The organism is Streptomyces sp. NPDC058664, assembly GCF_042716635.1.
Lineage (GTDB): Bacteria > Actinomycetota > Actinomycetes > Streptomycetales > Streptomycetaceae > Streptomyces.
The window spans coordinates 42,846-60,585 of sequence record NZ_JBHXRW010000042.1 but is presented as its reverse complement, the minus strand read 5'-3'; the positions used below and the strand labels follow the sequence as shown (position 1 = coordinate 60,585).

18 protein-coding genes are annotated in these 17,740 nt (G+C 70.6%); 5 read left to right on the top strand and 13 right to left on the bottom strand.

What is annotated here, in order from left to right:
* Positions 1-29: 29 nt before the first annotated feature.
* From ACFWUY_RS28925 to ACFWUY_RS28900, 6 genes are all read right to left on the bottom strand, one after another.
* Positions 30-950, bottom strand: coding sequence for a hypothetical protein (locus ACFWUY_RS28925; protein ID WP_384115892.1), 921 nt, complete (start codon positions 948-950; stop codon positions 30-32).
* Positions 950-1,768, bottom strand: a complete 819-nt coding sequence (locus ACFWUY_RS28920; protein WP_384115890.1) for an FtsK/SpoIIIE domain-containing protein — start codon at positions 1,766-1,768, stop codon at positions 950-952. Before ACFWUY_RS28920 ends, ACFWUY_RS28925 begins: the two co-directional genes overlap by 1 nt.
* Before the next feature lie 109 nt (positions 1,769-1,877).
* Positions 1,878-3,785, bottom strand: coding sequence for a pRL2-11 (locus ACFWUY_RS28915; RefSeq protein ID WP_384115887.1), 1,908 nt, complete (start codon positions 3,783-3,785; stop codon positions 1,878-1,880).
* A gap of 554 nt (positions 3,786-4,339) precedes the next feature.
* The gene (locus ACFWUY_RS28910) at positions 4,340-4,855 is read right to left on the bottom strand and encodes a hypothetical protein (RefSeq protein WP_384115884.1); all 516 of its coding nucleotides are present in this window, start codon (positions 4,853-4,855) and stop codon (positions 4,340-4,342) included.
* A 266-nt stretch (positions 4,856-5,121) separates the two neighbouring features.
* The gene (locus ACFWUY_RS28905; protein ID WP_384115881.1) at positions 5,122-5,424 is read right to left on the bottom strand and encodes a hypothetical protein; all 303 of its coding nucleotides are present in this window, start codon (positions 5,422-5,424) and stop codon (positions 5,122-5,124) included.
* A gap of 207 nt (positions 5,425-5,631) precedes the next feature.
* On the bottom strand, positions 5,632-5,856 hold the full coding sequence (locus ACFWUY_RS28900) for a hypothetical protein (protein ID WP_384115878.1): 225 nt from the start codon (positions 5,854-5,856) through the stop codon (positions 5,632-5,634).
* 492 nt (positions 5,857-6,348) lie between these two features.
* Here ACFWUY_RS28900 and ACFWUY_RS28895 point away from each other — a divergent pair, with 492 nt between their 5' ends.
* Positions 6,349-6,690: an STAS domain-containing protein gene (locus ACFWUY_RS28895; RefSeq protein ID WP_384115875.1), complete on the top strand. Its 342-nt coding sequence runs from the start codon at positions 6,349-6,351 to the stop codon at positions 6,688-6,690.
* A gap of 147 nt (positions 6,691-6,837) precedes the next feature.
* On the opposite strand, the gene ACFWUY_RS28890 is transcribed toward ACFWUY_RS28895, so the two are convergent.
* The 3 genes from ACFWUY_RS28890 to ACFWUY_RS28880 form a co-directional block, all read right to left on the bottom strand.
* On the bottom strand, positions 6,838-7,197 hold the full coding sequence (locus ACFWUY_RS28890) for an ATP-binding protein (protein WP_384115938.1): 360 nt from the start codon (positions 7,195-7,197) through the stop codon (positions 6,838-6,840).
* Positions 7,198-7,577: 380 nt separating this feature from the next.
* Positions 7,578-8,309, bottom strand: coding sequence for a DUF402 domain-containing protein (locus tag ACFWUY_RS28885; protein ID WP_384115872.1), 732 nt, complete (start codon positions 8,307-8,309; stop codon positions 7,578-7,580).
* 147 nt (positions 8,310-8,456) lie between these two features.
* The gene (locus ACFWUY_RS28880; protein ID WP_384115869.1) at positions 8,457-9,938 is read right to left on the bottom strand and encodes a replication-relaxation family protein; all 1,482 of its coding nucleotides are present in this window, start codon (positions 9,936-9,938) and stop codon (positions 8,457-8,459) included.
* Between the two features lie 303 nt (positions 9,939-10,241).
* Here ACFWUY_RS28880 and ACFWUY_RS28875 point away from each other — a divergent pair, with 303 nt between their 5' ends.
* The 4 genes from ACFWUY_RS28875 (at position 10,242) to ACFWUY_RS28860 (ending at position 13,738) form a co-directional block, all read left to right on the top strand.
* Positions 10,242-10,667, top strand: a complete 426-nt coding sequence (locus ACFWUY_RS28875) for a hypothetical protein (RefSeq protein ID WP_384115866.1) — start codon at positions 10,242-10,244, stop codon at positions 10,665-10,667.
* A gap of 1,408 nt (positions 10,668-12,075) precedes the next feature.
* Complete coding sequence (locus tag ACFWUY_RS28870; RefSeq protein WP_384115863.1) at positions 12,076-12,327, top strand: hypothetical protein; 252 nt, start codon at positions 12,076-12,078, stop codon at positions 12,325-12,327.
* Positions 12,328-12,376: 49 nt separating this feature from the next.
* Positions 12,377-12,832: a hypothetical protein gene (locus ACFWUY_RS28865; protein WP_384115860.1), complete on the top strand. Its 456-nt coding sequence runs from the start codon at positions 12,377-12,379 to the stop codon at positions 12,830-12,832.
* 72 nt (positions 12,833-12,904) lie between these two features.
* Positions 12,905-13,738: a transposase family protein gene (locus ACFWUY_RS28860; RefSeq protein WP_384115857.1), complete on the top strand. Its 834-nt coding sequence runs from the start codon at positions 12,905-12,907 to the stop codon at positions 13,736-13,738.
* Between the two features lie 8 nt (positions 13,739-13,746).
* On the opposite strand, the gene ACFWUY_RS28855 is transcribed toward ACFWUY_RS28860, so the two are convergent.
* The 4 genes from ACFWUY_RS28855 to mobF form a co-directional block, all read right to left on the bottom strand.
* Positions 13,747-14,184 (bottom strand): hypothetical protein, encoded by a 438-nt coding sequence (locus ACFWUY_RS28855; RefSeq protein ID WP_384115854.1) that lies wholly within the window; start codon positions 14,182-14,184, stop codon positions 13,747-13,749.
* Between the two features lie 356 nt (positions 14,185-14,540).
* A complete protein-coding gene (locus ACFWUY_RS28850) occupies positions 14,541-14,708 on the bottom strand; it encodes a hypothetical protein (RefSeq protein WP_384115852.1) in 168 nt (55 codons plus the stop codon).
* Positions 14,709-14,920: 212 nt separating this feature from the next.
* A complete protein-coding gene (locus ACFWUY_RS28845; protein WP_384115849.1) occupies positions 14,921-15,652 on the bottom strand; it encodes a hypothetical protein in 732 nt (243 codons plus the stop codon).
* A 162-nt stretch (positions 15,653-15,814) separates the two neighbouring features.
* Positions 15,815-17,719 (bottom strand): MobF family relaxase, encoded by a 1,905-nt coding sequence (gene mobF, locus ACFWUY_RS28840; protein WP_384115846.1) that lies wholly within the window; start codon positions 17,717-17,719, stop codon positions 15,815-15,817.
* Positions 17,720-17,740: the final 21 nt, after the last annotated feature.

Genomic DNA, 17,740 nt, shown 5'->3' with positions numbered 1-17,740 from the left:
CCGGGGCCCGTGGTGTGTCCGGCTCGGGGTCAGCTCTCGTTGTCGTCCGGGTGGGTGAGCCAGTTGACGACGTCGGCGTCGGTCATCAGGACCGCCTGCGTTTCGTGGGTGGTGTCCTGCTGGACGACGTGGAAGCGGCCCGGGTGCGGGCTCTGCTTCGGGGCGGGGCCGGCCGTCGGGGCGAGGCGCTGCCAGGTGTCGGCCGTGAACCGCGCCAGGATCACCGTGGCGAACAGCTCGCGAGCGGCCCCTTCGAGGACGGTGGCCTGGGGACGTCCGTCGAAGATGACGTGGATGCGGGCCGCGCGTCCCACCCAGAGGGCTTCCTCGAGGGCGGCGATGGCGGGGGACGTCTTCGGGTCGTCCTTCTGCCGGAAGGTCTCCCAGTAGCGGGCGAGCTGGCGCAGCGTGGTGTTGGCCTCGTCGACCGCGACGATCAGGCGCGGCACGTCGTCCAGGTTGCCTTCGAGGTCGAGGCGGCGCTCCAGCTCGGTGGCGAGGTGGACCAGGGCGTCGTGGATGCCGGCGATGTTGCCGCGGTGGGTCACCGTGGGCAGGGACTTCGCCCACAGGTGGGAGATCCGCTTGGGGTCGAGGACCAGGGCGTGGGCGCCCTGGTGCAGGAACTGGGCGGTCAGGGAGCGCAGCATCGTGGTGCTGCCTCCGCCGGTGGCGGTGCAGACCAGGACGTGCGGGGATTCGGCGTCCAGGTCGACGGCGATGGCCCGCCCGGTGGTGCTGATGCCGATGAGTGCGGTCCCCTCGGGCAGCACCTCTATCTGCTCGCGCAGGCCGGGGTCGGTGAAGTGCAGCATCTGCGGGAGCGCGGTCGTGTTCGTCATAGTGCGGTGTTCCTTTTCTGTGCTGTGCCTGGTGAACGGGGCGTTCTCCAGGACGAGGGGGATCGTGTCGGCGAAACCGGACAGGGCCGGGTCCGGCTGATTCGGCATCAGCCCTCTTCGGTCTTCGTGGCGGCCCACGCGGCGGCTTCGGTCTCGCTCATGAGCAGGACCTGCGTGGGGTGGGCGGCGGAGCCCTGCACGGTGTGGAAGCGGCCGGGGTGGGTGCTGGCCTTGGGGACGGTGGTGACCTGCGGGGCGGCCTGGCTCCAGGTGCGGGTGGTGACCCGGCCCAGGAGCACGGTGGAGAACTGCTCGCGTCCCAGCGCGGCGCTGTAGCTCTGGGCGCCGGCGAGGATGTGGATGCGGGCTTCGCGCCCGGCGAAGAGGAGCTCCTCGTACGCGTCGACGGCCGGGGACCTCTTCGGGTCGCCTGCCTGGCGGATCTTGTCCCAGTGGCGGGCCAGCTGCCGCAGGGTGTGGTCGGCGGTCTCGAACACCACCGTCAGGCGCGTCAGATCGGCGGTGTCGCCGTGCTGGTCGACGTGGTCGATACGGCGCTGCATCTCATCGCCGAGCCCGACCAGGGCGTCGTGGATGTCGGCGATGTCGCGGCGGTACGTCACCGCCGGCAGGCTGCGCGCCCACTCCTGGGAGATCCGCTTGGTGTCGAGGACCAGGGCGTGGCCGCCGTGGTGCAGGAGCTGGGCGGTCAGGGTGCGCAGGATGGTCGAGGTGCCGCCGCCGGTGGCGGAGCAGACCAGGACGTGCGGCGACTCGGTGTCCAGGTCGACGCTGACCGGCTGACCGTCGGTGCCGAGGCCGATGAGGACCTGGGAGGCGGGCAGCGCTTCCAGCTGCTCGCGGACGCCGGGGTCGGTGAGACGCAGCAGGTCCGGGAGGGTGCTCTTCGTAGCGGTCTTCCACATGGTGCGGGGTTCCTTTTCTGTGCTGTGCCTGGTGAACCGGGTGTTCTCCAGGACGAGGGGGATCGTGTCGGCTGAACCGGACAGGGCCGTGCCGGGCGGCCCGGGATGGTCAGTCGAGGTCGGTGGTGCCGGTGGCGGCGCGGGGCCGGTTGCGGGCCCAGCGCTTGAGGTCGCCGACGCGGTAGAGGAGTTCGGCGCCGCGCTTGTCGGCCGGGTCGGGGAAGGTGCGGTCGTTGGCGCGGGCGTAGCGCAGGGCGGCGATGGTGATGTCCGGCAGGTGGTGTTCGTGGGCCTCGCGCAGCCCCACCACCTGGTCGTCGTTGTCGGCCGGGGCCGGGTTCGCTGGCGCTGTGCTGCTGTCGCCCGGGTCGGTGGCCGGGCTCGGGGTGAGGCTCCAGGCGTCGGCGAGCAGGTCACGGCTCGCGGGCGGCTCGGTGGTGGGCGCGAGTTCGGGGTTGCTGCTGGACAAGGAGTCGGCGGGCGGCTTCTGCAGCTGCACCGGCCCGGACTGGGTGGCGGCGGGCGCGGCATCCTTGCCGGTGGTGGCCCACTGGCGGGCTTCGGCTTCGGTGAAGAAGAGGATCTGGGTCTCCCGCGCGGATCCGCCGCTGACGACCTGGGCGCGCCCGGGGTGCTTGGTGGACTTCGGCGCCGGGTGGACCTCGGGGGCGAGCATCTTCCACGCGTTGACGCTGTAGCGGGCGAGGATGCGGGTGGAGAACTGCTCGCGGACCTCCGGGCCTCCGAGGGCGCGGGCGGTCGCGGACTGGGCAACCAGGAGCACGTGCATGCGCAGCTGGCGGCCCATGTAGAGGATCTCGTTGAGCGCGTCGACGGCCGGGGAGACCTTCGGGTCGCCGGCCTCGCGGGTCTTCTCCCAGTAGCGGGCCAGCTGCTTCATCGTGGCGTTGATCTCTTCGAGGAGGATCAACAGCCGCGGGCCGATGGCTTTCGGGTCGGCGTCGATGCCGAGTTCGTCGGCAACCCGGGTGCGGCGTCGGCCTTCCATGCCGAGTGCGATGAGCTGGTCGTGGATGTCGGCGATGTCGGCGCAGTAGGTGACGCCGTCGATGCCGCGCGCCCACGGGTGGGAGATCCGCTTGGTGTCGAGGACGAACACGAGCGAGCCGTGATGGAGCATCTGGCAGGCGATGCCCCGCAAGGTCACCGACTTGCCGCCACCCGTGGAGGCGTTGACCAGGATGTGCGGGGATTCGGCGTCCAGGTCGACGGAGACGATCCGCCCGCCGGCTCCGAACCCGATGATCGGCGCGGACTCCTTGGCGGCGGCCACCAGCTCCCGCGTCTTGGGGTCCTTGAAGAGGGCCTTCGCCGGGGGCTTGCGGGTCTTCTTCACCAGCAGGTGGGTGTCACGCGCAGCAACGTTCCAGGAGAACGTCACGCCCTCCAGGGCGAGCTTCTGGGTGATGAGGCTGGCGACCTGGTCCCGCGAGAACCTCAGGTTCCTGGGCAGGTCGACGCGTATCTCCGCGTCGTCGTCGGAGAAGTTCTTCGGGATGTGGAGGTAGCGGCGCGGGTCGGTCTGCTCCGCCACCCCCAGCGGCTGGGCAAGCGCCTCGTGCAGCGGGACGACCCACTCGCGCATCAGCTCCCGGCGCTCGCGGGTCAGCGCCATGTACGCCGCGGTGCCCACGGTCAGCACGGAGGCCGCGCCGATCCCGCCGGTCTCCAGTACCGCGATCGCCTGGTCCCGGTTCTCCCACAGTTCCTGGACGCTCTGCACCGTGGCTTCCAGGTCCTGGGTGGCCAGGTATCCGGTCTCCCAGACACCGGCCCCCAGCGCGACCCGGAAGGACAGGCGCCGCCACCCGGGCTTGTAGGAGCGGCGCGGTACGCGGCCCTCCACCTTCGGCAGGACCCAGGTACCCGAACGCCAGAACGTGGCATCCGTGCGCTTCACACCGTCCAGGTCCCGGCCGGCCAACACCCTGCCGATCCCGAACACAAGGGACTCGGTGTTCTCCTCCACCTGCTTGTCGAACTTGGTCTGTGCCATGGCTGTGCCCCTTCGGTGTGCGTCCGGGCACTTCACACCCGGAAGCGGACACCGCCATTGAAGGAGCTTGAGCCTGTGGATACGGGACGACAAAAACCGGCTCTGAGCTGCGGATCTGTGGATAACTTTTCGGCTTGGAGGACCCTCGCGCCTGCCTATCCGCGCGGGCGCGCGCCCTGCCCCTACTGCAGCCCCAAGAACGCACTCGGTATGACCGGCTGACGGCGGCCTCCAGGTGGCGGGTACGTTCGGAGGTAAGGGGTGCGGCCTTGGCCACCAGAAGGCCGCGACGGGGGGCCGCGCCCCGACCTTCGGGCAACCGACACCTTTGATCGCCCGCCGGCCCTCGAACCTGGATCCTCTTTCCCCCGGCTATCGCGTGGGAAAGAGGTGTCGTCGTCGCGGGGAGGCTTGCCCACCGGGACTGACCAGGGACAACAAGGGGTGTTCGATTTGCCAGGCTCCTACTCCCGGTCGCACCTCCGGGCCCCCGCTGAAAGCAACCGTCCAGGCAATCGTTCAGCCCCCTTCCGGTGCAACCCGGACCGCGGCTCCTACCGGCTGCCGCGGTGCTCGTAGACCGTGACCCGCAGATCGCTCATCGCCTCTGCCGCCCGCGCTTCGTCCTTCCCCTGGTCTATGGCTTCCAGGACCGCGGCCGCCGACACCTGGATCTGGCGCGGCAGGCCCTCATACGCGGAAAGCCGGTAGGCCACCGTCCGGCGGGCGGTTCGCTCAGCGGCACTCACTCCGCCTCGCGCCAAGGGGAACATCGCGGCCTGGTACATGCACAGGCCCGCCACCACGTTGTCGGCGAGAGCTTCCGCGTCCCCGTCGACGGGGCGGGGGATCTCCCAGGCGGGCCGGAGCAGCTCCTTGAAGAAGCCGACGACCTGGCGGCGTGAGAGCAGCGCCCAGGTCCCCGCGCCAAGTCCGCCGGCCCCGGCACAGATCAAGGACAGCAGGCGGCCGGACAGCGCCAGACCGAGCATGGCCCCGGCCAGTGTCCCGGCCACCGACACCACGAAACTGATCATGAGGTGCAGACGGACAGGCAGCGGCGGCGTCATGGCCAGCAGTATGCCCAAGGCCCCCGACACAGCGAGAGCAGCGGACCGTCCCCGGGAGAACGGGTGGGCAAGCCTGCTCGGCGGTGGGCTTGCCCAGGGAAGCCTTAGGCTTGCCCGCTCCCGTGACCGGTCATCGGTCACGGTCACCGGTCACGGGGCCGACGTGACCGATCCGGAGCCCGTCATCGGTCAAACCGCATGTCAGGGGCGTGACCGACCCGTGCAACTCACCGTGGCAGAGAGCCGTGCCCGGTCGTGAGCAGCGGTCAGGGCGTGTCGCCGGAGTAGTGGAAGCGGCACACCACACCCGGGCCACCCGGTGGGCGTGGTTCGCCGGGGCGCGGGTCGTACAGCGCCCGGCCGCCGGGCCACCGCCCCAGCTCGGTCATCAGGGCGACGCCGTCCTCGATCTCCTCCGGCCGCCAGCCGGTGATGTCGAGCAGCAGTCCGTCCAGCGGCCCGCCGACCAGGACGGCGTACGTCTGGTGCGGCAGCGGGCCCGGGTTGGGGTCGTCGTGGTCGTGGCCGTACACCCGGCCGCGCAGCAGCTGCTCGTCACCGTCGTTCATCCGGCCAGCCTCCCAGCCGCCACCGACAGCGCGCGCCCGGCGCCGGCCGCCGATGCGGGGACCTCCGGGCCGTGTTCGAGGCGAGGGGTTCCGGCGGGCTGGGGCGCGAAGAATCGGTACGGCCTCGTGAGGACGCCACCCGTCGCCCGCTGGGCACGGACTGGACACCGCCAGGGTCGCACCGCCGGAGCGAGAAGGCTCTGTGCCTCAGGCGGCACGCCAGTAGTGGGAGGGGTCTCCCCGCCACTCCACCAGCTGGGGGTCATCGAGCACGTTGGCCGGCTCGATGACTCCTGCGGCTTCCAGGAAGACAATCAAGTCGTGGTCCGAGTGGGCCAGGCCCAGGACCTCCTCACGCCCGTCACGGTGCATGGTGACCTGCCGGCCGCCGCTGGGATTGCACCGGTGCACGACGATGGGCGCGCTCCGCATGCCTCCAGGGTGCGCCGCGGGGAACCTCAACGCACCCTCCGAGCCGTGTCAGAGGAGAACCTGGTTCCCTGCCCCACGGGGCAGACCTCGCCGCATCGGGAGCTACAGGGTTCGGGATCATGGGCGGCGAGTCGTTGGTCTCAAGGGTGGGACGGCTGGCAGTCTGTCGCGTCTACCCAGCATCCCGAGGCGCGGGTGAGGTGAGTGCGGTCCCGGGCGGTCCTGCCCGGGGCCCCGCGCCCGGCCCGCCGGTGCACGATGCCCGGGGTCGGACGGCCGCCCCCGCCGATGAGGTCAGAGAAGTCCAGCGGGGACGCTCCCGACCGTGCCAGTTCCTGTTGTGGCGTGCTGCACTTGCGCTGACCAGGGAGCCGTTCCTTGCTCCGGAGGGCCAGCCGGTCGCGTAGGTATGTGAGGATCAGTGGGAGGGCAGCCTGTGACTGCTCCGATTCGGGGCTGACCGTAGCCACAGGCGTGAAGGGGTACATGGGCATGGACAGCGACGGCGTGCTGGTGCTGCCCGATGAAGGCGACACACGGATCATCGTGTGCCGGGGCGATTTCGACATGGACACCCTTGCCCCCTTCACCGCCGCCACTCAAGAGGCTGTGGCCGATGAGGGCGTCAGGCGGATCATCATCGACGTGGCGCAGGTGACCTTCGCCGACTCCTCCATGCTCAACGCCCTGCTGACCACTCAGCGCCGTGGATGCCTGATCCTCGTCGGCCCCCTGCAGGACCAGCTCGCCCGCCTGCTGGAGCTGACCGGCGCGGACACGGTCTTCACCGTCACGGGCAGCCTCGAGGCCGCCCGCGCCCAGCCCCTACGCTGACCGCGAACCGCTGGGGGACGTGCGGGATGGGTCCCGCCGCCGGGGCGTTCGGGGCGGGTCCTAGCCGGGCCAGATCTTCCCGGGCCTCCGTGGCGGTGAGCCACCACTTCGTGCAGTGGTAGGGCGCCAGCCCCCGAGGCGGGGGAGCTACCAGGGGAGTGCCGCGCAGATGGTCTTGCCGCCTTCCGGCATCGGCTTGATGTGGATGCGGGTGGCGAGTCGCTTGATCACGAACCATCCCCACCCGCCGGTCCCGTCCGTACGAGGGGTGCTGAGCTGGGGAAGACGGGGGCTCTGGTCGGTGACGCAGACGTCGACAGAGTCGTCCATAAGTTCCAGGTGCAGCACAGACGGACCGTCGGTGTGCCGGACCGCGTTGGCGACGAGCTCGGCCACCACCAGGAGCACGTCGTCCATACTCCCAGCCTTGGCAGGGGCCCGCAGGCGGGATGCGCCGGCCAGGAAGGCACGGGTGGCGTCCCGTGCTGACGCGGCAGGCCGGCTCATACGGGACAGGGGATGATCCAGGACGGCGGTACTCACCTATTCCTCCTTCCACCCGGCGGGCTTATATGTCGCGCATGCCCCGCTGTGCGCACGGAAACCGAGATTTGGCCTGTCGCCTGAGGCCCGGGAGGAGGGAGCGGCCGGCCGCGGTACGGGTACCTGCGGTGTTCACGGCGTCGTCCGGGCCCGGCAGCTGAGCGGGCGGCGCGGCGGAGCAAAGCGTCCCCCAGCTCTCGGTCGCCGCACCGACCCTCGGATCTGGACCCTCTTCCCCACGGCTATCGCGTGGGAAAGAGGTGTCGTCGTCGCGGACAGGCTTGCCCAGTAGGGCTGACCAGGGACAACGGGCGGTGTCCGATTTGCCGGGCTCCCACTCCCGGTCACACCTGCGGTCCCCCGCCGCGAGCAACCCTCCGGGCAACCGTCCAGCCCCCTTCCGGTGCAACCCCCTGCGCGGCCGCCACAGCCAGGGGCAGGCACGGCGTGGGCCAGGCCGGCTCCCACCGCCAGGACGCCCACCGCTCCGCCTGCGCGAAGACGCCGGAGCGTTCGGTGAGCATCGCCAGGACCTCGCCGCGGGCGGCGTCGACGGCCCGGTGCTCGGTGTCGGAGACGATGCCGAGCCGCCGCACGTGGGCGTACTCGTCTTCGTCCTTCCACTCCCAGCCGGTGAGGTCGGGCGCGACGACCAGGTCCACGGTGAGGTCGAGGGTGTCGAACCCGGCCTCGGTGCGGCGGGTGGGGTGCTCGAAGTTGACGTACCAGTTCCGCAGCCTGCGCCCGTCCCCGTCGGGGACGAAGAAGGCGTTGACGCTGAACCAGGACGTGGGCGGCTTCCACAGCAGCAGATCGGTCTCCTGCCACATCCCGGCCGCGAGCTCCCACTCCCCCGTCGCCATCGCGTCGAACGCCTCCGTGCGCACCGAGCGGTCCCCCTCCGCGCGGGCCTGCGCGTACAGGGCCGGCCACCGGGCCTGCGCGCCGGGTGCGCAGGCGGTCACCAGCGCCTCGCCGGTGTCGGCGACGACCCGTAGGGCCAACTCGCTCCACACCCGGCCCGACCGGTGCACGTCACGCCGTACGACCGTCTGGCCCGTCTCGAATCCGCGCACCGCGTCCCCTTCTCCGGTCCGAGGCCGTGGTGCCCGGCCCGGCTTGCCCACCTCAGCCCATCCCGGCCGGGGTGGGCAAGCCGCCATCCGAGGGTGGCTTGCCCACACCCCAGGGCTTGCCCAGGCTGCCCTGGGGCTTGCCCGCGCCTACCGGCGACGCCCGAACAGGCCGCGGCCCTTCTTCGCGTCGGCTTCGGCCGCCTCCCGCACCGCGGCCTCCTCCGCCTCACGGTTCGCGACGCGCTCAGCCTCCGCTCGGTCGACGTCCTCCTTCCGGCACGACCCGCACAGGTCGTCCCCGGGGCTCCGCCATGAGGTCTGCACGACCGACTGCCAGCGTTCGTCGGTGAACTTCGTCCCGCAGCGGGCACACACCGGCCGCTGCGCCTCCCGCTCCGCGGCCTTGCGTTCCGCCTGCCGTCGGCGGGACTGCTCCTCCTCCACCCGGTACAACCGCTCACCGTCCGGGTTGTCCAGGGCCTCGCCCAGCGTCTGCCACTCCTCGCGCCCGAGCCGCCGCCACACCCTGCCCGCTGCCCCGGCCGGGTCGGCGGTGATCCGCTCCAGCTCGGTGACGACTACGGGCACCGCCTGGTGGTAGTCGACGGCCGTGAACCCAGCCCACGGGTACCGGGTGCCGGCGAAGTATCGGCGCGCGGCCTGCTCCAGGCGCCGCATCCGGCTCTCGCGCTGCGCCTCCGTCTTGCCCGTGAACACGAACGCCACCGGCACGTAGCCCTCCCGGCCGGTCGCCGGGTAGATCCGCGACCACAGCCGGAAGTCGTGCACCGCCGCGCCCCGCCGCCGCGCCGCCTTCTCCCCGTCCGCGTCGGCCTTCGGCGCCAGGAGCTCGAACCAGTCGCTGTAGCGGCGCAGCTTCGCCGTGAGGTCGTCGACGGGCTCGCTGACGCGGTCGACCTCCAGGAGCATCGCGGGCACCCCGGCGTCCGGGGCACGCATCGTCAGGTCGGCGTACTGGGTGTACCCGTACGGCAGGCGGTGCGCGATCTCCGTCTGCCAGGACAGCGGGGTGCCGAACCCGGCCCCGGTGAGGACCGAGGCGGTCATCGTCACGGCGGCGGCGTGTTCGTCGAAGCCGTCACCGTCGACCGGCTCTCCGTCGTCGTCGTACGCGAGCTTGCGCAGCGCGGACATCCGCACGCTCTTCGGGAGCAGCTGCTTGGCTTCCTTGTGTCCTCGCTCGGTGAGCACCCACAGCTGCTGGTTCGACTCCAGTCGTGTCTCCACCCGGACCTTCCCCTCGCCCTTGAGGGCGTTGAGGGTGTCCCTCGTGCACCGGTCGTGCCGGTCGCCGGGTCGCAGCATCCGCCACAGGTGTTCAGCGGTAGCCCTCTGGAAGATCCCCAGAGCCTTCAGCACTTCCTTCTTCCTGGCGTGGGTCGGCTTCCATGTCCGCTTGGACTCAGAAGGGTTGTCGAACGTGCTGGGGACCCCTGGTTTCCGGGTCTGACCTGCACCGACGCGTCCGGCGGCCGAAGAGGCCGTGGAGGGGGCGATGGAGGGGCCCATGGAGGGGGCGTACGGGACCTGGTCGACGTCGTCGCCGGGTCCACGGTCGACCGGCTCGTGCGGTCCGGAGGCGGGGTCGGGGGTGAAGTCGGCGGGCACGGTGTCCTCGGTTTCTCCGGCCTACGGGCCGGGTCGGCGGTCGTCCGGCCCGCACGCGGATGTGCGTACGGGTCGGGGCCACCGTCGGAAGCACCCCCTTGTCTTCCGTCTAGCCGTCAGCGACACCAGGTGTCCGATTCCTCCTTGACTAGGCCCCTGTCGTGCGGGTTTGTCCGTGACCAGCGCCACAGGCAGCGGCGCCGCCTCCGCGTGCGCGTCCTCTGTCCACAGGGCCCGGCTCCGAGGGTGTGACCGACAGGCCGGGCGCAGCGGGTGCCCGGCCGGCGCACAGAGGGAGCCGTCATGACGACGTCGCCGAAGACCCAGCTCGCCCCGGAGCAGATCCTGCGGGCCGCCGACTATGTGGAGCTGGTCTGGCAGGAGCAGGGCAGCGAGGAGAACAGGGCCGCGCTGGCGGAGTTCCACGCCGACGGGCCCGAGCTGGCACGGCTGATCGGTGAGTTCGGTGCACTGCTGCTGGCCGAGTACCTCACCGTCGTGCCCGACGAGCACGCCGACTGCGAGTCCGCATACGTCGCCGGGCAGCTGGTGACAGTGGCGAGCCGGTACCTCAAGCGGTGGTGCCTCGCGAGCGGCGCCGGGGCGCATACCGCGTGGATCGCAGCCGGGTTCCTGATCGAAATCATGCAGGAGGTCGATCAGGTGAGCCAATTCCTCGCCGACGTCCGCGGCGACGCCCACGCCGGGCAGCCGGCGGCCGCGGCCTGAGCCGAACCAGCCGGGACGGTGCCCGGGGGAGGAGAAGTCTCCGTCCCCGGGCACCGTCCTGTTCGGACGCAATGCCGCAGGTAGCGAACGTGGTCAAGGAACGATGCGTGCCGCCCGGAGCCGCTATCCAACCCTGTCAAGGAGCGATGCACCCTCCCGGACTGGCCCGGCATCCGGTGCACAGCATCGGATGCTGTGCACTCCCCCCTCGCAATGTCGTGCACTCCCGAGGCGATGCAGGGCACTCCCACCGCGATGTCGCGCATCGGATGCGGTGCATCGTCCGGACATCGGATGCGGTGGCGGCCATCGGATGCGCTCCACTCCGCACGATGCCATCCACTCCCGGGCCGGTGGTGCGCATCGTCGCGCGCGGTGAAGACCGCTCACCACCGGTGCGGTGGTGCGCATCGGGTCCGCGCGGTGCGCGCACCGCCGACACAGGGATTCGGCGTCATCCGGCGCCGAACCTCATGGCGCGCGCGACGCGGTCCGGGCGGTGTGCGAGCCCGCCCTGAGAGGGGCCCGGGTCGAACCGCGCCCCTTTATCACACACCCCCTTGACTGCCGCCTGGCGGAGCCGCCCGCTTTCTCCTTGCACAGACAGTAAATGACTACTTGTCCGTGACCGACGCCACAGATAGCTGGTCCGCCCCAATCCCGTGCGCTGCCCCGAGGGTCCAGATCCTGGCGCCGCCAACGGGCGCGCGGGCTGGACGGGTGCGCACCGGCTCGGTCGGCCGGTGCGCCGCACGCGGAATCGGTGCGGTGATCGGGGAGCTCGGCGCACCACCGAAGCGCGGGTGCGGCGGCCGGGAGTGCACGACATCGTCGGCGCGCGCACGGTGCGCACGATGCCGTGCGTCGTACCCACCCGGTGCGCACCACCGAAGCCCGGATGCGCACCGGATGCCGGGATGTAGTGCACTCCCCCGCCGGCCGATGTTCACCGGAGTGAGCCTCCGCCAACTTGAAGTCGCAGGTCAAAGGGCTGGTGTGATCGGTCCCCCGGGTACTCGTGCTGGTCGTGGGCGTGAGTCCACGGAGAAGATCATTGGTCAGCACGGTTGGGTCGAGGAGAAACACGATGCAGCGACGTCGGCGGATGTGCGAGCCTTCCTTTCCCAGACGCCGACCGAGATGACTCTGATGACCCGCGACGAAGCCCTCAAGCAGCTCAGCCACATCGCGCGCGAGCGGGCATTCGGTAGGCACGTCGGGTCGGACCGGCTCATCCAGGCAGGGCTTGACGCACTGATGGCCCAGGTTGAGAGTCCCTCCCTCGCAATGTTTGGCCGGCCTCCTCCGCAGTGAGGAACCCGAAGCGCCAGCGCTCTTCGACCAGGTACTGGAGGAGCTGGGATTGCTCTTCATTCCGCCCGCTGACCCTCGGGCCGCGAAGTGGGCGATGGCCCACTGGATCGCCGGTCAGATAGCCGACGGGACCCTGGACCCCGCCACCGGTACCTACCTCATCTGGGCAGACATCGCCTACGACCTCGGCTACCCCGAAGAACTGCAATCCCTCGTCTCGTGCCATTTCAACCTGGACGAATGGGAGGAGAGCTGGGGAGTCTCCGTCGAGGAGCTCAACAAGGAAGCAGTCGAGGCGGCGCAGCAGTTCTTGATCAAGCAGTCGTCAGCAGAGGCCGGGAGCTGACCGCCGGTTCATGCCCGCCGTGGCCGGGCGGTCTTCTACGATCCGGTGCATGTTGGATCCCGAACTGCTGGAACGGATCACCGCGCGGCGCGCGGAACTGGACGAACTCGAAGAACATCTGGCCAATCAGCTGGCGGAAGTGCGGGCTGAGCGGGACGAACTCGCCGTCGCCGAACGTGTCCTCGAGCGGATAGCTGGGCAGCTCGCTGAGGAACGTGCCTCGACCGCGCCCATGCCCGGACAGGTGGCCGGACGAGCGGTGATGCTGATCCCGCACCGCGAACCAGGTGTCGAGGAGGGCTCGCTTCCGTGGGACTACCAGCGCATCATCAACGCTGTCCGGCAAGCCGCCGGACCCGTCATGGCCCGCGAGGTCGGCGAGGTAGTGGGGGTGGACATCAGCGTGAAGGCCAAGCTGGAACCGCTACGCAGCAAGCTGATCAGACTCGTCGATCGCGGCTGGCTGCGGAAACAGCCCGACGGCCGGTTCACCACCCGCCTGTGACCAGGAACACCGCCACTCGGAGCGGCTCGGAACGGGCGTAACCGGGATGCCCCCGGCGCCCGTTGGAATTGTGTGACGAATACCAAAGAGCTCACCGAGGACACCTGCTCGCTTGTCTATCGGTGTCGTCTGCCGCTGTCCACGCGCACCGTCAACCACCTCGCCGATCTGCTCAGGCGCCATCTGAAGGCGATCCGGTCCAGGTGGCGGATCCTGCCGCCGGGGAAGATCGCGGTGATCGTCCTGGCCGTACTGCGCCACGACCAGCGCCTGGCCGACATGGCCGGCGGCAACGACGTGTCCGAGTCCAGTGTCCGACGCTGGCGCGACGAGCTGATCGGACTGCTCGCCGCCCAGGCGCCGCGCCTGGACCGCGCCCTGAAGAAGGTCTCCAAGCAGGGCAGCGAGCTGGTCCTGATCGACGGCACCCTCATCCGCACCCGGCGCCGCACCGGCAAGGCCGACCGACGGAACTACTCCGGCAAGCACCGCAGCCACGGCCTGCACTTTCTCGCTCTGACCGATGAGAACGGGCGCCTGATCTGGATATCCGCCGCCCGGCCCGGCCGCACCCACGACAACACCGCCGCTCGCCACGACCACATCCTGGCCCACCTGCGTGCCGCCGGCCTCGGGGCACTGGCCGACCTCGGCTTCCGCGGCCTGGACAACAACATCCACGACCCGGTGATCGTCACCGGCTATGCCGCCACCCGCACCCACAAGCTCACCCCCGGGCAAAAGGAAGCCAACCGCGTCCTCGCCGTCGGACGCGCACCGGTCGAACACGGCTTCGCTCACCTCAAGAACTGGCGGATCCTCACCAAACTCCGGGCTGATCCCGCACACGCCACCCAACTCCTGCGCGCGTTGCTCGTCCTGACGAACCTCGAAGTCAACCGCTGACGGGTGTTCTACTCTGCGGGCTTTCCCTCAAGACCAGTAGGAGTACCTGTCGAACCGTCGTTGATCACGCGGGCCAGCGCGAGGGCCCAGGGATTGATTTCTCCCTCGTCGTCGCCGTCGGCAAGATCGTCCAACAGGTCGGCGAGTGCGCCTCCCGCAGCGGGGTCCATGGCAGAGATGTAGTGGGCCACATCGGGGCCGTCAGAGATGGTGTAGCCGGTGACGTAGTCGCAGCCGCCGTCCCGGCGGCTGATAACGCTTCCGGCAGCGCCAGGGCTCCACGGTGCGGGGCGACGCTCGTGGGCAGCGATGGCCAGCACGCGCAACATTTCGGCGGCAGCACGGACTTCGCTCGCGGGCATGGTCACCAGCGTCTCCAAGGCGGTAGGGCGTGGGCGACGAGCACCAAATACGGTGATCCGTTTCAGCAGCTCGGGATCCAGCATGCATCGGATCGTAGAGGCGTCCCGGCCACAGCGGGCAGGAACCCGAGTTCCGACCATGCTGACGGACGATCTACTGCTCAGACAGCCGCCCACGACCAGGACGCGCACCCCGAGAACCGAGCACACCAGCCCTTTGACCTGCGACTTCAAGTTGGCGGAGGCTCAGTGGAGTCCACTCCCACCCGGTGGACATCGCGGTGGAGTCCACCCCCACCCGGTGGACTCCACTCCCACCGGGGAGCTCGCCACGGTGGGCTCCACTCTCCACTCGGTGCATCGGCCCGCCCGGACACACAGGATGCGGTGGAGTCCACCGTGCCCGCTCATCCCCGGCGACGGCGCAGCCGCGCGGGACCCTACGCGGAAGGCCGGCCACCGGGGTACTGCCGTGTGCGGGAGCGGCGCCGGACGGGCGGCGGCTTCGGCGGCGCGTACAGCGCCGCGCGCAGCCGGCTCGCGTCGGCGAGCTCCTCCAAGCGCTCCAGCCGCTCCGGCGAGATGTACGTCGGGATCGGGTTGACCATCGGGGCCTCCGTGCTTGGGCGGGTCACTCCCCCGCACCCTCGCCGGTCTCCGCCGCGTCCAGGGCGTGTGCTGCGGCCGCGTCCCGACAGATGGCGCGGCGACTTCGCCGTCCGTCCCGCAAGGCGGAGCGCCCCTGGTCCCGCCTTCGGAAGGCACACACGCGGACGCCCCACGAACGACTGGCCCGTGGGGCGTCTGGAGGCGGCACCGGTCAGCTCCGCTGCATGGCCTTGAGGTCGCCCAGGCTCAGCTCGTTCGTGCCGCGATCGGCCGCGCCGCTCTGGGTCCAGGCGAGGATCGCGGGGTGAGCCTTCTCGTACGAGGCACCGGCGGCCGTGTTCTGGCCGTCGCTGTCGGCCAGCTGGGTGAGGTAGGCCGCCAAGGCAGCCGGGCCCCCGCCGTTGTAACCGACGCTGTACCCGCGCCCCTCGCGCTGCGGGAGGAGCGACAACACCCCTTTCTCCGTTCGGGCCCAGAACAGGCTGCGGCCCATGTAAAAGCGGCTGAAGACGTCGTCAGGGCGCAGGGCGAGCGGAGCGAACGTCTGGTAGCTCCACTGCTCGGTGCCGCCCTCGCCTCGGTGCTTGAAGTGCTCGCCGACGACGGGCAGCCCGAACTCGGGGTCGTAGAAGGTGCGGCGACACAGGCAGCCCGAACCGTTCATGGCCGAAGGGCTGCTGGGGTCCTCGGTGACGCACGGGTGGAACAGGGCCGGAATCTTCGCGCGCTCCACGAGCATGCAGTGCATCGCGTTCGGCTCGCACCGCACCAGTCTGCTCAGCCACTCCTGGAAGTGCGGTGTCACGGTCTGCTGCGCCTCGATCTTCACCTCCGCGTTCAGCGACGACGTAGCAACACTGAAGCGCGGCTCGGCGTAGAGGACGAAGTGCATGAAGCCCTTCGTCGGGTCGGTCAGGTTCAGGTCGCGGGCCTCATAGGTCACGTGGCGCTCCAAGGTGGGGGTGGCCCGGGTACTCCAGGCGTCCCGATTCTCGATCTGGGCTGCCGGGGCTCGCGGGTGAAGTCGCAGATCGGCCATGCGCTGGCCGGTTGGCGTCGCTCAGCCCACGCGGCCCGGCCCCTGCCCTGTCCGTGGGACGTTCCCTCAGCGGGGACTCGCTCCCCTGCCCTGGTCCGGCTGCGCCGTGGGGTGCCGCTGCTGCTGGCCGCCCGCGTCGGCGGCCGGGGCCTGCTTGGCCTGAGTCGCCTGCTTCGTCTGGTCGGCCTGCTCTTCGACCGTTCGGCTGCGGGCTTCGGACGCGTGGGTGATCGCGGCGATCCGGGCGAGGTTCTGCGGTGAGGTCATCCACGTCGCGGGATCCGTCGTGCGGCCCTCGAGGTACTCCTGCGGCATCGCGGCCTGCTGGTGGGCGTGGATGGCGGCTGCTCGCTGCGCCGGAGTCAGGGCGGCGTCCCGGCCTGGGTGGTCGACGGCGTGCGGCGCGGCCTGGTCGTGGTCGGGCGGTACGGCCGACGCGGTCGCGGCCGACGCGGCCGGCGCTTCGTCGCGTACGGCGGGCGGCGCGGTGAGGGCAGCGCGGATCGCGTTCTGCAGGGCGAGGCTGGCCACCCGGGCCCGCTCGTACCGGCTCGACTCCCGGGGCGGCTTCCCATCGGCGCCCGCGATCCACCAGCGGGTGGGCCAGGCGAAGTCGGCGGTATAGGTGAGCTGATCCGGGGCCGGGGCCCGCTGGCCCTTCTGGGGCACGGTGAGCTGACGGCCGTAGCGCTCCAGGGCCCGATCGGCGATGTAGCTGTCGATTCGGGGCGGGAGCGCGCGGCCGCGCAGGGTCTCCAGCAGGTGCCGGCGCGCCTCGGCCAGGACGTGCCGGCGGGCGAAGACGTTGCGCACGGTGAAGACGACCGCGGCGATGTCGACGGCGGCGAGCGCAGTGTCCACCCGTGGCCCCACCCGGGCCCGGATCGCCGCCCCGGCTGCCTGGCACCGCTCCAGCAGCCCATCGACCATCCGCTGCCCGAACTTCAGGAGCGCGGAGACGCGCCACCACGCGAGCAGCTGATCCAGCGGGCGCGGGGTCTTCTTGTCTGGGCGGGTCTCCTGCGCCGCCCACCACGCCAGACCGTGGCGGGCGCGCTCGCTGGGCAGCCGGCCGTGCTTCTGGATGTAGTCGTCGGTGATTCCTTCCAGGACGTCCTCGATGCGTCGGCGGCGGGTGGAGGACCAGTCGATGAGCTCCTGGCCGACTCCGGCAATCTCCATCACGGGGCGCAGGCCCGGCGTCACTTCCCGGGGCACGGTTGCCAACCCGAGCTTCTCGCACACCTCGGTGGTCATCTCCAGGGTGTAGAGCGTCCCGGCCGCCACGACGTGCTGGTACAGCCGGACCGTGTCCAGCGCGTACCAGGAGCCGTCCGGGCGCTGCGCCCGGTTGGCGATCAAACAGTGCGAATGCAGTAGGGGAAATCCGTTCCTGTTGTCGAAGTGCCGGAACGCCGCGACGACCAGGGCCGGGGCCTTCGCACGCTCCCGGCCGGACGCCCACCGGATCTCCGCGACCTCGTCCTCCAGCCACTCCAGGGTCGCGGCGACGGCCCGCTCGTGTGCCTGCTCAATGACCCGGCGCGTCCTCTCATCCCCCAGCGCCCACAGCACAACCAGGGACGCCTGCGGCCGGAACACGAAGTCCAGGGCGAGCAGCGGCGTCTGCTTGCGCTGCTCGATCTCCTCGGTCGGCTGACCGAGGACGGTGGCCAGCCTCGCCGCCTCCGGATCGACGCCGTCGTCCAGGAGCTCGCGCTCCATGCGGTCGGCGTCCGGATGCCGGCCTTCCCCGAACAGCAGCTTCATCTGCCGCTCGGTCACCGTTTGCCCGGCGGTGAGCCCGAGCGCGGCCAGGCCGCGGCCCCTCCACACCCCGGGCGGGAGGCCGGCCTGCTCCTGGGCGTCCTTCAACGTCTGGCCGACGGGACGGCGGCCGTCCCCGAACGCGACCCCGCGCACGTAGTACCGCCACGCATTACGCCTCTGGACCTTCGCGACACTCAGCATCCCCACAGGGGACACTGGCTC

Bases quoted from the DNA above. Each gene is read 5' to 3' on its own strand.
- ACFWUY_RS28920 (WP_384115890.1), bottom strand. From the start codon at position 1,768: ATGTGGAAGACCGCTACGAAGAGCACCCTCCCGGACCTGCTGCGTCTC.
- ACFWUY_RS28850 (WP_384115852.1), bottom strand. From the start codon at position 14,708: ATGGTCAACCCGATCCCGACGTACATCTCGCCGGAGCGGCTGGAGCGC.
- ACFWUY_RS28925 (WP_384115892.1), bottom strand. From the start codon at position 950: ATGCCGAATCAGCCGGACCCGGCCCTGTCCGGTTTCGCCGACACGATC.
- ACFWUY_RS28900 (WP_384115878.1), bottom strand. From the start codon at position 5,856: ATGCGGAGCGCGCCCATCGTCGTGCACCGGTGCAATCCCAGCGGCGGC.
- ACFWUY_RS28890 (WP_384115938.1), bottom strand. From the start codon at position 7,197: ATGAGCCGGCCTGCCGCGTCAGCACGGGACGCCACCCGTGCCTTCCTG.
- ACFWUY_RS28865 (WP_384115860.1), top strand. From the start codon at position 12,377: ATGTTGGATCCCGAACTGCTGGAACGGATCACCGCGCGGCGCGCGGAA.
- ACFWUY_RS28905 (WP_384115881.1), bottom strand. From the start codon at position 5,424: ATGAACGACGGTGACGAGCAGCTGCTGCGCGGCCGGGTGTACGGCCAC.
- mobF (WP_384115846.1), bottom strand. From the start codon at position 17,719: ATGCTGAGTGTCGCGAAGGTCCAGAGGCGTAATGCGTGGCGGTACTAC.
- ACFWUY_RS28910 (WP_384115884.1), bottom strand. From the start codon at position 4,855: ATGACGCCGCCGCTGCCTGTCCGTCTGCACCTCATGATCAGTTTCGTG.
- ACFWUY_RS28875 (WP_384115866.1), top strand. From the start codon at position 10,242: ATGACGACGTCGCCGAAGACCCAGCTCGCCCCGGAGCAGATCCTGCGG.
- ACFWUY_RS28855 (WP_384115854.1), bottom strand. From the start codon at position 14,184: ATGCTGGATCCCGAGCTGCTGAAACGGATCACCGTATTTGGTGCTCGT.
- ACFWUY_RS28870 (WP_384115863.1), top strand. From the start codon at position 12,076: ATGGCCCACTGGATCGCCGGTCAGATAGCCGACGGGACCCTGGACCCC.
- ACFWUY_RS28895 (WP_384115875.1), top strand. From the start codon at position 6,349: ATGGACAGCGACGGCGTGCTGGTGCTGCCCGATGAAGGCGACACACGG.
- ACFWUY_RS28915 (WP_384115887.1), bottom strand. From the start codon at position 3,785: ATGGCACAGACCAAGTTCGACAAGCAGGTGGAGGAGAACACCGAGTCC.